This is a genomic window from Sphingomonas sp. LM7, assembly GCF_002002925.1.
Taxonomy (GTDB): Bacteria; Pseudomonadota; Alphaproteobacteria; order Sphingomonadales; family Sphingomonadaceae; genus Sphingomonas.
In genome coordinates, this window is record NZ_CP019511.1 from 3,790,986 (window position 1) to 3,804,184 (window position 13,199).

Sequence of the window (13,199 nt, forward strand, 5' to 3'; positions counted from 1 at the left end):
CCGAGCTTTCGGGCAAAAGCGCCGGCGGTTCAAGCAGGCGCGGCGCGGGATTTCACATCGGCGCTCCCTTGGCGGCGGGTGCGTCCTCGTCTCCGTTGTCGGCGTCGCCGGCGGGCGGGCTGTCGATCGCTTCGATCGCCTGTTTGGCATCGCCCTTGTCGATCATCGCGATCAGCGCGGTCGCGCGCCGGGCATAGCCGTGGCCATGCGGGCTGTAGGCGAGCGGCGCGAGCATCGCGCGTGCTTCCGTCTTGTTGCCGTCGCGCAGGTACATTTGCGCTGCGTTGAAGCGAAGGGCGAGATCCTGGGGCGCGAGCTCGAACGCGCGGGCAAGGCCCTGCTTGGCATTTTCGCTCGGCGCAGCGCCCAGATCGACGAAGCTGCGGAAGTACAGGATCAGCAGCTTGGGGTCGTCGGGTTCGAGCCGGTTGCCCTGCGCGATGATCCTGCGGATCGCCGCCTGCGTCTCCTTGCTCTTGTCCCCCGCCTTGCGGGCGAGTTGCAGCTTCACCATCGCTTTGTAGAGCCAGGCATCGACGGCCCTGGGATCGGCAGCGATCGCGCGGTCCGCAGCGGCTTCGGCCCCGGGCAGGTCGCGCGCGTCATAGGCGGCTTCGGCAAGGACGATCTGCGCGCCGGGATCACTGGGGAACGGTGCCGCCGCCTTGCGCGCATCCTCATAGACGCCCGGCGCGGTCCTGGCGTTCACGCCGTTCTTGGAGCGGATGCGGACATCCATCGTCGCCGCTTCGCCCGGCGTGAGCTTGCGCAGGGTGACCTTGATCTGGCCGGCTTCCGCTGCGGCGATCCGATAGCCGATGAGCTTGCCGCGCTTGTAGCGTTCAAGCTCGGCGTCGAACGCGCGCAGGTCGCCGAACACCTGCGCGGCCTCGAGCGACTTCTTGCCCTGATTCATCGCCGTCAGATAGTCGGTGAGCTGGCCGCGCCGCTGGTTCGCGATCATCGTATAATGCGTGAGCAGCCATCCGCGGCCATAGAGCGCGCTGCGCTGCTCGCGGTCGAGCTTGAGCGTGTCGGCGATCAGCATCTTGTCGATCGGCAGGTTGTTTCCCGACATCAGCGTGCGCGCGCGATATTGCGGCGGCGCGCCGATCCGCACCGCGCCGTCCTTCTCGAAGTCGGCGGTCGCGAACACTTCGGCAAAGCCTTCGATGAACCAGGACGGATGCACGGCGTGCGGCGCGATGCTCCACATCAAATGATGGGCATATTCGTGGAAGAGGATGCTCTGCGCGTCGAGATCCGCCTTCGCGCCCGAGCCGATGCGGCGCGGCACCACCGCCATCGAACCGCCGGCGCGCGGCTTGTAGAACCCGCCTACGAACTTGTCGCCGATCAGATCGACCACGGCGTCGCGGTCATCGACGACATAGACAGTGACGCGGTTCGGCGCGGCGATCGGTTCGTCCTTCCACCGGCCATAGCGCCGCACTGCGTGATCGAACCGTTCGAGCTCGGTCGCGAATTGCTCCAGCCGCTCGGGCCGCTGGTCCGAATAGACGACGAAGTGCCGGCTGCTCGCCTCGTACCAGTCGGCCTGCGCAACGCCCGGGACGAGCAGAAGCAACGGCAACACCAATCTGCGAATCATCGGCACCCCCCGCGTCGCCACGAAGCTAATTCGCCGCGGGTGCCGCGAACAGGGTCGAATCGACGGGACTAGACGAAACTATAGGGATCGACGTCGACTGCGACGCGCACCTTGCCGCTCCATTCGAGCGCGCCCAGCCAGTCGCGGATCATGTCCTGCACGTCGAAGGCGCGGCGGGCATGGACGAGCAGGCGGAATCGGTGGCGGCCGCGCAGCATCGCCAGCGGCGCGGGGGCCGGGCCATAGACGTGCATTTCGTCACGGCGCGGCGCGGTGCGGCCGATCATCCGCGCGGTTTCCTCGGCGGCCGCCTTGTCCTCGCTCGACACGATGATCGCGGCGTAGCGGCCGTAAGGCGGGGCACCGGCGTCGCGCCGCGCCTCGGTCTCGGCGGCGTAGAAGGCGGCGCTGTCGCCCGAGACGAGCGCCTGCATCACCCGCGCGTCGGGCGAATGGGTCTGGATGAAGACATTGCCTGGCTTCTCGCCGCGACCGGCGCGCCCCGAGACCTGCATGATCTGCTGGAAGGTGCGCTCGGACGCGCGAAGGTCGCCGCCGTCGAGCCCGAGATCGGCATCGACGACGCCGACCACAGTGAGGTTGGGAAAATGATAGCCCTTGGTGACCAGCTGGGTGCCGACGACGATGTCGATCTCCTTATGCTCCATCCGGTGGACGAACTCTGCCGCCTTGGCGGGCGACCACAGGGTGTCGGACGTGACGATCGCCGTGCGCGCGTCGGGCCAGAGCACGGACACTTCATCGGCGATCCGCTCGACCCCGGGGCCGCAGGCGACGAGGCTGTCGGCTTCCTCGCACTCCGGGCAGATCTCGGGCGTCGGAACGGTGTGCCCGCAATGATGGCAGGTGAGGCGGCGGATCAGCCGGTGCTCGACCATCCACGCGGTGCAATTCGGGCATTGGAAGCGGTGGCCGCAGTGCCGGCACAACGTCAGCGGCGCATAGCCGCGGCGGTTGAGGAACAGCAGCGACTGTTCGCCGCGCTCCAGCGCCGCGTCGATCGCCAGGATCAGTCGCGGGCTCAGCCAGCGGCCGCGGTCGGGCGGCTCCTTGATCAGGTCGATCGCCTCGATGTCGGGGAGCTCGGCAAGGCCGTAACGGCCGGGCAGCTTGAGCTCCTCGTAGCGGCCGAGCTCGACCTGGTGGCGTGTCTCGATCGCCGGCGTGGCGGAGGCGAGGACTACGGTGCATTCCTCGAAGCGCCCGCGCATCACCGCGACGTCACGGGCGTGATAATGGACGCCCTCTTCCTGCTTGAAGCTGGTCTCGTGCGCTTCGTCGACGACGATCAGCCCGAGCTGGGGATAAGGCAGGAACAGTGCCGAGCGCGCGCCGACGACGACCTTGGCCTCGCCGCGCGAGATCGCCCGCCATGCTCGGCGGCGCTGTGAGGTGCGCAGCCCCGAATGCCATGCCACCGGCTCGCAGCCGAAGCGCTGGGCGAAGCGGGTAAGGAAGGGTTCGGTGAGCGCGATCTCGGGGAGCAGCACGAGCGTCTGCTTGCCTGACGCGAGCGCCGCGGCGACCGCCTCGAAATAGACTTCGGTCTTGCCCGACCCAGTGACCCCGTCGAGCAGGAAGGGCTGGAAGCTTTCCGCGGTTACCGACTGTCGCAGGATGCTCGCCACATCGGCCTGCTCGGTACTGAGATCGGGCGGCGCGAAATTGGGGTCGGGCAGCGGATAGGGACTGTCGGTATCGACCGTCACGCCTTCGATCGCGCCGACCTTGCACAACCCCCGGATCACGCCTTCCGAGACATCGGCGATCGTCGCGAGTTCGCGCACCAGTCCCTGCCGCTCGCCGATCCGCCCGAGCGCCTGCGCGCGCTGCGGGGTGAGCCGGTCGGGAACGACGCCGGTCGCGCGATATTCGGTGATCGTCGGCGCCGCCTCGAACGCCGCCGAAGTGCGCACCGCCATCGCCAGCACCGCCGAGGGCGGGCTTAGATAATAGTCCGCGGTCCATTCGACGAGGCGGCGTACCGGCTCGGGAATCGGTGGCGTATCGGCGACTGCGAGGATGTTGCGCAGGCGATTGTCGCCGATCTCCTCGGTCGGCAGCCGTTCGGGCTCCCAGACCACGCCGGCGAACTGGCGCGGGCCGATCGGCACGACGACGATCGACCCGGGTTCGACCGTCATGCCCTGCGGCACGCGATAGTCGAGCGGGCCGAGTGCCGGATGGAGGACGAGGATGCGAGCGCGCGACATGCCGCTCATATCGTTGCTTCGGACTCGCCTGAAAAGCCTGGCTGGCCTTGGGCGAGCATTTTGCGTGTAGTGTTCCCCGGCCTTCGCCCGGGAACAGCTAGAGGTTCAGCGAGAGCTGTACCGACAGCGCGTGATCCATCTGCGCGCGGCTGCCGTTCCGCGGGAAGCGATACTGGTTGAGATAGCCGACATCGCTCGACACGCCCTTGGCGATCGGCAGGGTCACGCCGACGATGTTGCGCATCCGGTCATAGCCCGCGCGCTGACCCCAATTGGTAGTGTTCGCCATGAAGAAGCTCTCATGGCTGACGAACAGCGACATATCCTTGCCGACCGGCTGGTTGTAGCGGAGGAGCGGGCGCAGGCGGATGCCGACCTCGTTGCCGTCGGGATGGAAGCGCTCGTCGATGCGGAAGCGCGACGTAAAGCGGCCATAGGACAGCACGATATGCTGGCGCAGGCGATTCTCGTCGTCGGCAGTGTTGCCGCCATGGCCGGCGACATGGCGATAGCCCAGGCCGATCTCGACATGCTTCGACAGCTTGTGGCTGACGATCCCGCCGATCTCGGTATGGAAGAGGCCGTCCTGGCGATCGCTGAAGCGCGCAATGCCTTCCAGCGTGACTCGCGTATCGTCGGAGATCGCCACGTTGGCGTTGGTCTGAAGCCAGAGCTGCGCATCCTCGACCTGCGCGTGCGCGGCACACGGCGCGAGCAGCAGGATCGCAGCAAGAAGGGGAAGGCGCGGCACGTTCGATATCCTCGGAAGAAAAGCCGGTCCGGTACGGCGCCGCCTGTAGCAATAGTATAGCAATATTGTCACGAAATCGTCTTGTCCGGGCCGGCGGTTGCTACGCAGCTCGGGCCTGCCTAAACTCATTTTGCCGGTCGTCCGGTGTAAAAAGGGGGAAGTGCCATGCTGCTGACTGCGCTCGCACTCACGATAGCCGTTCCACAATGCCGAACTTACGACGTGCGCCTTCCTGCGCCGCTGGCCGGATGGACGCGTACGGCAGGGGCACTCGATACCGGTGGCGCGGTCACGCTCCATGCCGGGCGCGATGGCGCGCTCTCCACGACCGTGCGCATCCGCAAGGCGGGCACCTATGGCATCGCGCTCAGCGAGCCGGGCTGGATCGATCTCGCGCCGGCACGCGGCAAGGCACTCGAATCGGTGGCGCACGGGCATGGGCCCGAATGCACGACAATCCGGAAGATCGTCCGGTACAAGCTGCGCCCGGGGACCTATCGCGTCACGGTCAACAAGCTTAAGGCGACGCGCGCACGGCTGATGCTGGTGCGCTACTGATTCGCCTGGGGACAGCCATGAAATTCTTCGCCGACACCGCCGACACCGCCGACATCCGCGACCTCGCCGATACTGGGCTGCTCGACGGCGTCACCACCAATCCGTCGCTGATTCACAAGGCGGGCCGCGACTTCCTCGAAGTCGTCGCCGAGATCTGCGAGATCGTCCCCGGCAAGCCGGTGTCGGCCGAAGTCGTCGCGCTCGATTACGAAGGCATGATGCGCGAGGCCGAGATCGTCCGGAAGATTGCCGACAACATCGCGGTCAAGGTGCCGCTGACGATCGACGGCCTCAAGACCTGCAAGGCGCTGACCGACGACGGCACGATGGTCAACGTCACCCTGTGCTTCTCGGCGAACCAGGCGCTGCTCGCCGCCAAGGCCGGTGCGACCTTCGTCTCGCCGTTCGTCGGCCGCCACGATGATAACGGCTTCGACGGCATGGCGCTGATCAGCGACATCCGCCTGATCTACGACAATTACGATTTCTCGACCGAGATCCTCGTCGCCAGCGTGCGTCATCCGATCCATGTGCTCGAAGCCGCGCGCATCGGCGCCGACGTGATGACGGCACCGCCCTCGGTGATCCGCCAGCTGGTCAAGCACCCGCTGACCGACAAGGGCATCGAAGGCTTCCTCGCCGACTGGGCGAAGACCGGGCAGAAGATCGGGTGATCTGTTCCCCTCCCTGAACGGGAGGGGATCAAGGGTGGGTTTGGAAAAGGTCGGGCTCGATGCCCAGCCTTTTCTTTTGTCGAGGCGTATCGCTGGGCTCGCTGCGCTCGCACCCACCCCCAACCCCTCCCTTGCAGGGAGGGGAGTCCAGGGGGCATTGTGTCCCGGTGACCGAACCCGCACTCCCGCTCCTTTACGGCCGGCACCTCGCCCGCGACCGGCGGCGTTCGGCGCACACCGTGCGTGCCTATGAGGCGACCGCGGTCCGGCTGGTCGCGTTCCTCCGGTCGCATTGGGGCGGCGAAGTTACCCGCGAAGCGCTGGCAGGCATCACTGCCGCCGATCTCCGCGCCTTTCTGGCGCATCGCCGCAATGACGGGCTGTCGAACGCTTCGGCCGCGCGCGAGCTTTCTGCAGTGCGCGGCTTCCTAAAATTCACGGTGGGCGACGCTGCCGAAATGCCGCGGCTGCGCGGGCCGCGGGTCAAGCGCGGCGTGCCGCGGCCGATCGCGCCGCACGAAGCCGTGGCGCTGGCCGAAACCGTGTCGGAAGAAGCGAGCGAGCCGTGGATCGGCGCGCGCGACTGGGCGGTACTGCTGCTACTCTATGGCGCGGGGCTGCGCATCGGCGAGGCTGTCGGCCTGACCGGCGCGGTGCTGCCGCTCGGCGCGACGATGAGCGTCACCGGCAAGCGTGCCAAGACGCGGCTGGTCCCGCTGCTTCCCGAAGTGCGCGAGGCGATCGAAGCCTATGCAAAGATCTGCCCCTATGGCGTGGCGCGCGACGTGCCCTTGTTTCGCGGAGCCAAAGGCGGGCCGCTGCCGCCGGGGGCGATCCGCAAGGCAGTGCGCTCGGCACGTACGACGCTGGGCCTGTCCGAACGAACCACGCCGCACGCGCTGCGGCACAGCTTTGCCACCCATCTGCTCGGCCGCGGCGCCGATCTGCGCGCGCTGCAGGAATTGCTCGGCCATGCCAGCCTCAGCTCGACTCAGATCTACACCGCGGTCGATGCCGCGCACTTGCTGGACGTGTATCGCAACGCCCACCCGCGGGCGTGACACAGGCCCCGCGTCGCGATAAAAGAGCGCGTGGGGGTTCAATGACTTACAGCTACGATACCGATATTGCGGCCGTGCAGCACATTCCCGACGTCGAGAAGATGCTGGAGGAAGTCTGCGCGCTCACCGGCATGGGCTTCGCGGCGGTCGCGCGCGTGACCAGCGAGCGCTGGATCGCCTGCCAGGTGCTCGATCGCATCGAATTCGGGATGAAGCCAGGCGACGAACTTCAGATCAAGACGACGATCTGCGACGAAATCCGCCAGAGCGCACGATCGGTCTATATCGACCATGTCGGCGCGCATGCCGAATGGCGCACGCACCACACACCGGCGATGTACGGGTTCGAGAGCTATATCTCGGTGCCGATCCTGCTGGCCGATGGCAGCTTCTTCGGCACGCTCTGCGCGATCGATCCGACCGAGCGCCACATTTCGCTGGCGGACTCGCTGCCGCTGATCGAGGCGATGGCAGGCCGGATCGCGATCGAACTCGATCGGCTTCGCGCGCTCGCCTAGCGCTGCGCGCGCGGCTTCCAGGTCAGAACGCGCCACAAATAGACCGCGAGCGCCAGCACCACGACTCCGGTGACCATCGGCGCGATCCAGTGATCGACCGTCTCGAAGCTGGCACCCAGCCAATAGCCGATGCCGACGAGAAGCGTGTTCCACACCAGACTTCCCGCAGTGGTGTAGGCGACGAAGCGCCAGAACGGCATGTGCAGCAGCCCCGCGGGGATCGAGATCACGGTGCGCCCGAGCGGCATGAAGCGGAACACGAACACCGTCGCGCCGCCCCACCGATCGAAGAAGCGCCGCAGCTTCTCGACATCCTCCCAATCCATCGTCAGCCAGCGGCCCCAGCGCTCGACTGCGGGCTTGAGCCGCTCATAGCCATAGCGCCGGCCGATCTCCCACCAGAACAGGTTGCCGACCGTGCAGCCGAGCGTGCCGACGGCGACGAGCGCGACGAAATCCATCTTGCCCTGGCCCGCGGCGATGCCGCCGACGCTCATGATCACTTCGGACGGGACCGGAGGAATGACATTCTCCAGCACCATCAGCAGGAAAATGCCGAAATACCCCCAGTCGAGCCAGTCGATCATCGGATCAGGCCGCGCGCTCGGCGACGCGGCGCTCGATCGCCTGCCAGATCAGCGCGCCGGTATCGCTGCCGTTGAACTTGTCGATTGCGACGATGCCAGTGGGGGAAGTGACGTTGATCTCGGTCAGCCATTCGCCCCCGATCACGTCGATGCCGACGAACAGCAGTCCGCGCTTCTTGAGTTCGGGCCCGAGCACGGCGCAGATTTCCTGCTCGCGTTCGGTCAGCTCGGTCTTCGCCGCCGAGCCGCCGACTGCGAGGTTCGATCGAATCTCGCCTTCGCCCGGGATGCGATTGATCGCGCCGGCGACCTCGCCATCGACCAGCACGATGCGCTTGTCGCCCGCCGCGACCGAAGGGAGGAATGCCTGCACCATGTGCGGCTCGCGATAGGCGGTGTTGAACACTTCGATCAGCGCCGAGAGGTTGGCGCCGTCGCTGCCCACCTTGAAGATCGCCTTGCCGCCATTGCCGTGGAGCGGTTTGACGACGATCTCGCCATGCCTGGCCAGGAATGCGCGCGCCTCGTCGAGGCTGCGGGTGACCAAAGTAGGCGGCATGAACTGCGCATAATCGAGCACGAACACCTTCTCGGGCGCGTTGCGGACGCTGGCGGGGTCGTTGACCACCAACGTCCGGTCGGCGATCCGCTCGAGCAGGTGCGTCGCGGTGATATAGCCGAGATCGAACGGCGGATCCTGCCGCATCAGCACGACATCGGTTTCCTCGCCCAGATCGAGGCTGACCGGATCGTCGAAGCGGAAATGATCGCCCGCGACACGCTGGACGCTGACCGGATGCGCCCTGGCCCAGACGCGGCCGTCCGAATAGTTCAGATCCTCGGCCGCATAGTGGAACAGCCGATGCCCGCGCTGCTGGGCGGAAAGCATAAGCGCGAACGTCGAATCGCCGGCGATGTTGATCGCATCGAGCGGGTCCATCTGCACGGCAACAACAAGCGACATTCGGCCTCCTTCGCCCGCTATAGGTGACCTATTCGACTAAGTCACCCCATCCAGGCGTTCTCGATATGGCGAGGTAGGGTGCGGGGGGCAATGAGGATCACGTCGACACGGATATCGTCGCCGGGACCGGCATAGCGCGGCATCAGATATTCCGCCGCGGCGGCCACCCGGCGCAGGCGGCGTTCGTCGATCGCGAAGTCGAGTTCGGCATTGGTGGCGCGGGTCTTCACTTCGACGAACGCGACCAGATTGCCCTTGCGCACGACGATGTCGACTTCGCCGGCGGGGGTGCGCACGCGCCGGTCAAGGATTCGCCAGCCGCGCAGCCACAGCCACCAGGCGGCGCGGCGCTCGCCTTCTCGGCCGCGATTTTCCGCGGCTTTTCGGGCGTTTGTCGCGTGGTGAGGCCGCTTCATCTTCATGAAACCCTGCCAGGGGTTGGCGCCTGTTGATAACTTTGATTAATCTTCACCATTCCGACTCACTAGAAGCCGGGTCGCAAGTCGTCACCGGGGGGTGCCGAAGGTTATGGAATCCAACGAAAGCTATTATCGGCGTCGCGCCATCCAGGAGATCGTGGCTGCACGGCACGCGATTACTGCGAACGCGAAAGCGCGAAGGCGATTGCTTGCCGAAACCTATGTCCGCCGTCTTTCGGAACTGACCGGATCGGATGAGAGCTTCCTGCTCGATTCCAATCCCGCGCGTCTGCAAGAGTTCGCCTAAGCCTTGAGTGCCATGGCACGGGCATACAGGGCCTTGCGGTCCAGCCCGAGCTTCTTGGCGACTTCGCCCGCCGCCTTTGCGGGGGGCAATCGAGTAAGCGCTTCGGCCAGCGCCGCATCGGCATCCGCTTCGCTTGCAGGCGCCGCTTCGCCCGGCGGCGCGACCACCACGACCATCTCACCTTTGGGGGGCGCATCGGCATAGCGCGCCGCCAGTTCGCTCAGCGTCCCCGTCACGCATTCCTCGAACCGCTTGGTGATCTCGCGCGCGACTGCCGCTTCGCGGTCGCCGAGCTCTTCGGCCAATGCGGCGAGGCAGCCGGAGAGCCGAGGCCCCGATTCGTAGAGCACCAAAGTCGCGCGAATCGCGGCGATCTCCGCAATCGCCTCGGCCCGCGCCTGCTGCTTGGACGGCAGGAAGCCGAGGAACAGGAAGCGGTCGGTCGGCAATCCCGCCAGCGTGAGCGCGGCGATCGCGGCGCACGGGCCCGGGATCGTCGTGACGATGTGGCCGGCGGCGCGCGCGTCGCGCACCAGCTTGAAGCCGGGATCGGAGATCAGCGGCGTGCCCGCGTCGGAAACCAGCGCCACTGCCTCGCTCGCCATCCGCGCGATCAGCCCGGGGCGCACCGCATCGGCATTGTGATCGTGATAGGGCAGCATCCTGCCCTTGGTGCCGAGGTGGCGAAACAGTCCGGCTGTCACACGCGAGTCTTCGACCGCAACCACATCGGCCTTCATCAGTATTTGAGCCGCACGCGGACTGAGGTCGCCGAGATTGCCGATCGGCGTCGCGACGATGTAGAGGCCGGGGGCAAGAACGAGATCATCCATCGGGGAGAGTCATGGCAGACGCCAGAGCAACTGTGCAACCGGGCCTTTGGAACATGCTGCGCGCCGCCGCCGTCGGCGCGGCATTGTTCCTCGCCGCCTGCGCCAGCGGGCCGCGAATCGTTCCGGAGGCCGAGCGCCCCGCGCCGGTCACCCGGCCGGTGCCCGTGGCGCCGCGCCCGATCCAGCCGGGACTGCCCCAGGACGTCGAGCGTCATCGCATCGCGCTGCTCGTGCCGCTCAGCGGTCCCAATGCCGGGGTAGGCCGCTCGCTCCAGAACGCGACGCAGCTTGCGGTGCTCGATACCCGCAGCGATGCGATGCGGATCACCACCTATGATACCGGTGCGGCCGGCGGTGCGGCGGCGGCCGCGCAACAGGCGATCGCCGACGGCAACCGGCTGATCCTCGGCCCGCTGCTCGCCGAAGAGGCGCGCGACGTGGCGCCAATCGCCCGGCGCGCGCGCGTGCCGGTGCTCAGCTTCTCCAACGATGCCAGCGTCGCCGGCAACGGCACCTATATCCTCGGCTACGTGCCCGCGCAGTCGATCGAGCGTGTGGTCAATTATGCCACGCGTTCGGGGATCAAGGACTTTGCCGGGCTGATCCCGACCGGTCTCTACGGCGAGCGCGCATCGACGGCGCTGCTGCGCACGGTGGAGGACGCCGGCGGCCGGGTCCTCGCGCTCGAGACCTATGACGGCCGGCCGGGCTCGATGGCGAGCGCGGTCGCCAAGATCAGCCGCTCGCCGTTCCAGGCGATCCTGATCGCGGGCAGCACCGATGGCGCGGTGACCGCGGCGCCGCTGATCCGCCGCTCGGCCACCGGCAAGACCGCGAGGCTGCTCGGCACCGAATTGTGGAACACCGATTCGGCGATCGGCGGCAAGGCGGCGCTCGGCGGCGCGTGGTTCGCCAGTGTGCCGGACAATTACTATCGCCAATATGCCAGCAAATACCGGGCGCGCTTCGGCGCGGCGCCGTATCGAATGTCGACGCTGGGCTATGACGCGGTGCTGCTGACGGTGCGGATCGCGCGCGATTGGCGGCCGGGCGACGAATTCCCCGCGGCGCGGTTGACCGAGCGCGAAGGCTTTGCCGGTCTCGACGGCGCGTTCCGCCTGGGCCGTGACGGCGTAGCTGAGCGCGCGCTGGAGGTGCAGGAAATTCGCGGGGGGACCACCGCCACGGTTTCGCCTGCGCCGCCGAATTTTAACGGCAATTGACGGCTATTCCTCACCCCGGCGGAAGCCGGGGTGAGGGACGGGATCAGGCGATCACCAGTTCGCGCAGGATCGCCTCCAGCACCGGCATGCCCGCTTCGGTGACGGACAGCCGGTCGCTCGCCAGGGTTACCAGTCCCTGCTCCTGCATCCGCGCCAGCGCATGCTGGTCGAGCGGCGCTTCGCCGCCGGCCAGCGCGGCGACGCGCGCGACATCGACGCCCTCGGGCAGCCGCAGCCCCATCACCAGCGCCTCGACCGCGCGCTCCTGCGGTGTCAGCGCATCCTCGATCTGCGTGCCATGGCCGTTGCGTGCCACCGCGCCGAGCCAGTTCTCGGGCTTCTTGTGCCGCATCGTCGCGTAGCCGCCACGCCGGCCATGGGCGCCCGGGCCGATGCCGGCATAGTCGCCATAGCGCCAATAGATCAGGTTGTGCCGGCTCTCCGAGCCCGGCCGGGCGTGGTTGGAGATTTCATAGGCGGGCAGGCCGGACGCCGCGGTGATGGTGCGGGTCGCCTCGAACAGGTCGGCGGCGGCGTCGGGATCATAGGCGGCGAGCTGGCCCTTCTCGAACAGAGTCGCGAAGCGCGTGCCGGGTTCGATGGTGAGCTGGTAGAGCGAGAGATGCTCGGTCCCGAAGCCGATCGCGCGGTTCAACTCGGCTTCCCACGCGGCGAGATCCTGCTCCGGGCGGGCATAGATCAGGTCGAAGCTCACCCGTTCGAACACCGATTGCGCGGTCTCCAGCGCGGCGAGGCCTTCGCTGACGCCGTGCGCGCGGCCGAGGAAGCGCAGCGCCTCGTCGTCCAGCGCCTGCAACCCCAAGGAGACCCGGTTCACCCCCGCCGCGGCAAGATCGGCGAACCGCGCGGCTTCGACCGAGGAGGGATTAGCCTCCAGCGTGATCTCGATGCCCGGTTCGAAGCCCCAATGCCGCTCCGCCGCGGCGATCACTGCCGCGACCGTCTCGGGCGGCATCAGCGAGGGCGTGCCGCCGCCGAAGAAGATCGAGCCGAGCTTGCGCCCCGGCAGCTGCGCCGCCTCCTGTGCGAGATCGGCGAGCATCGCGCTGCGCCAGGCGTCCTGGTCTACGCTCTCACGGATATGGCTGTTGAAGTCGCAATAGGGACATTTGGACACGCAGAACGGCCAATGCACATATAGTGCGAGCGGGTTGGTGTCGGTGGTCATTCGCTTGGCTGCTCGGCGCGGGTAACGGAATCGAACCCCGCGCGTAGCCCCTCAGGGCGTGGTGCCACAAGGAATCATGGGTTTGACGGTCTGAGAAGGGCTGGAGCGGGTAACGGGAATCGAACCCCGCGCGTATCCCTTTAGGGCGTAGCGCCACAAGGAATCATGGGTTCGGCGGCCGGAGGGGCTTGGAGCGGGTAACGGGAATCGAACCCGTGTATTCAGCTTGGAAGGCTGCTGTACTACCATTGTACTATACCCGCGAGCCG

The 13,199-nt window shown here is 67.0% G+C and carries 14 protein-coding genes and 1 tRNA gene; 6 read left to right on the forward strand and 9 right to left on the reverse strand.

The genetic code is table 11. From position 1 onward, the window contains the following. Window positions 1-52: 52 nt before the first annotated feature. The 3 genes from BXU08_RS17660 to BXU08_RS17670 form a co-directional block, all read right to left on the reverse strand. Window positions 53-1,612, reverse strand: coding sequence for a lipopolysaccharide assembly protein LapB (locus BXU08_RS17660; protein WP_171982564.1), 1,560 nt, complete (start codon window positions 1,610-1,612; stop codon window positions 53-55). A 68-nt stretch (window positions 1,613-1,680) separates the two neighbouring features. Beyond that, a complete protein-coding gene (locus BXU08_RS17665; protein ID WP_077512572.1) occupies window positions 1,681-3,846 on the reverse strand; it encodes a primosomal protein N' in 2,166 nt (721 codons plus the stop codon). 97 nt (window positions 3,847-3,943) lie between these two features. Beyond that, the gene (locus BXU08_RS17670) at window positions 3,944-4,597 is read right to left on the reverse strand and encodes a DUF2490 domain-containing protein (RefSeq protein ID WP_253190418.1); all 654 of its coding nucleotides are present in this window, start codon (window positions 4,595-4,597) and stop codon (window positions 3,944-3,946) included. 165 nt (window positions 4,598-4,762) lie between these two features. Here BXU08_RS17670 and BXU08_RS17675 point away from each other — a divergent pair, with 165 nt between their 5' ends. The 4 genes from BXU08_RS17675 to BXU08_RS17690 all read left to right on the forward strand — a co-directional run bounded on the left by BXU08_RS17675 (window position 4,763) and on the right by BXU08_RS17690 (window position 7,408). Continuing rightward, window positions 4,763-5,155 (forward strand): hypothetical protein, encoded by a 393-nt coding sequence (locus tag BXU08_RS17675; RefSeq protein ID WP_077511261.1) that lies wholly within the window; start codon window positions 4,763-4,765, stop codon window positions 5,153-5,155. Between the two features lie 17 nt (window positions 5,156-5,172). Next, window positions 5,173-5,829 carry a fructose-6-phosphate aldolase gene (gene fsa / locus BXU08_RS17680; protein ID WP_077511263.1) on the forward strand — a complete coding sequence of 219 codons (657 nt, stop codon included), beginning with the start codon at window positions 5,173-5,175 and terminating at the stop codon, window positions 5,827-5,829. 167 nt (window positions 5,830-5,996) lie between these two features. After that, window positions 5,997-6,890 carry a tyrosine recombinase XerC gene (locus BXU08_RS17685; RefSeq protein WP_253190419.1) on the forward strand — a complete coding sequence of 298 codons (894 nt, stop codon included), beginning with the start codon at window positions 5,997-5,999 and terminating at the stop codon, window positions 6,888-6,890. A 41-nt stretch (window positions 6,891-6,931) separates the two neighbouring features. Further along, complete coding sequence (locus tag BXU08_RS17690; RefSeq protein WP_077511267.1) at window positions 6,932-7,408, forward strand: GAF domain-containing protein; 477 nt, start codon at window positions 6,932-6,934, stop codon at window positions 7,406-7,408. On the opposite strand, the gene BXU08_RS17695 is transcribed toward BXU08_RS17690, so the two are convergent. Genes BXU08_RS17695 through BXU08_RS17705 form a run of 3 tightly spaced genes read right to left on the reverse strand, consistent with a single transcriptional unit; the run spans window position 7,405 to window position 9,381 of the window. Next, window positions 7,405-7,995 (reverse strand): DedA family protein, encoded by a 591-nt coding sequence (locus BXU08_RS17695; RefSeq protein ID WP_077511269.1) that lies wholly within the window; start codon window positions 7,993-7,995, stop codon window positions 7,405-7,407. The genes BXU08_RS17690 and BXU08_RS17695 overlap by 4 nt on opposite strands. A 4-nt stretch (window positions 7,996-7,999) precedes the next feature. After that, on the reverse strand, window positions 8,000-8,959 hold the full coding sequence (gene gshB, locus BXU08_RS17700) for a glutathione synthase (RefSeq protein ID WP_077511271.1): 960 nt from the start codon (window positions 8,957-8,959) through the stop codon (window positions 8,000-8,002). A 41-nt stretch (window positions 8,960-9,000) separates the two neighbouring features. Beyond that, the gene (locus BXU08_RS17705) at window positions 9,001-9,381 is read right to left on the reverse strand and encodes a YraN family protein (protein WP_253190420.1); all 381 of its coding nucleotides are present in this window, start codon (window positions 9,379-9,381) and stop codon (window positions 9,001-9,003) included. Window positions 9,382-9,487: 106 nt separating this feature from the next. Between BXU08_RS17705 and BXU08_RS17710 the strand changes: the two genes are divergently transcribed. Next, entirely contained in the window at window positions 9,488-9,685 is a 198-nt protein-coding gene (locus tag BXU08_RS17710; RefSeq protein ID WP_077511273.1) for a hypothetical protein, read from the forward strand. Here the strand turns inward: BXU08_RS17710 and rsmI are convergent. Beyond that, window positions 9,682-10,518 carry a 16S rRNA (cytidine(1402)-2'-O)-methyltransferase gene (gene rsmI / locus BXU08_RS17715; RefSeq protein ID WP_077511275.1) on the reverse strand — a complete coding sequence of 279 codons (837 nt, stop codon included), beginning with the start codon at window positions 10,516-10,518 and terminating at the stop codon, window positions 9,682-9,684. The genes BXU08_RS17710 and rsmI overlap by 4 nt on opposite strands. An 11-nt stretch (window positions 10,519-10,529) precedes the next feature. On the opposite strand from rsmI, the gene BXU08_RS17720 reads away from it, so the two are divergent. Beyond that, entirely contained in the window at window positions 10,530-11,741 is a 1,212-nt protein-coding gene (locus tag BXU08_RS17720; RefSeq protein ID WP_077511277.1) for a penicillin-binding protein activator, read from the forward strand. Between the two features lie 43 nt (window positions 11,742-11,784). On the opposite strand, the gene hemW is transcribed toward BXU08_RS17720, so the two are convergent. Together hemW and BXU08_RS17730 are read right to left on the reverse strand one after the other, a co-directional pair. Beyond that, window positions 11,785-12,930 carry a radical SAM family heme chaperone HemW gene (gene hemW, locus BXU08_RS17725; protein WP_077511279.1) on the reverse strand — a complete coding sequence of 382 codons (1,146 nt, stop codon included), beginning with the start codon at window positions 12,928-12,930 and terminating at the stop codon, window positions 11,785-11,787. A gap of 189 nt (window positions 12,931-13,119) precedes the next feature. Continuing rightward, a tRNA-Gly gene (locus BXU08_RS17730) sits at window positions 13,120-13,193 on the reverse strand. Window positions 13,194-13,199 lie beyond the last annotated feature (6 nt).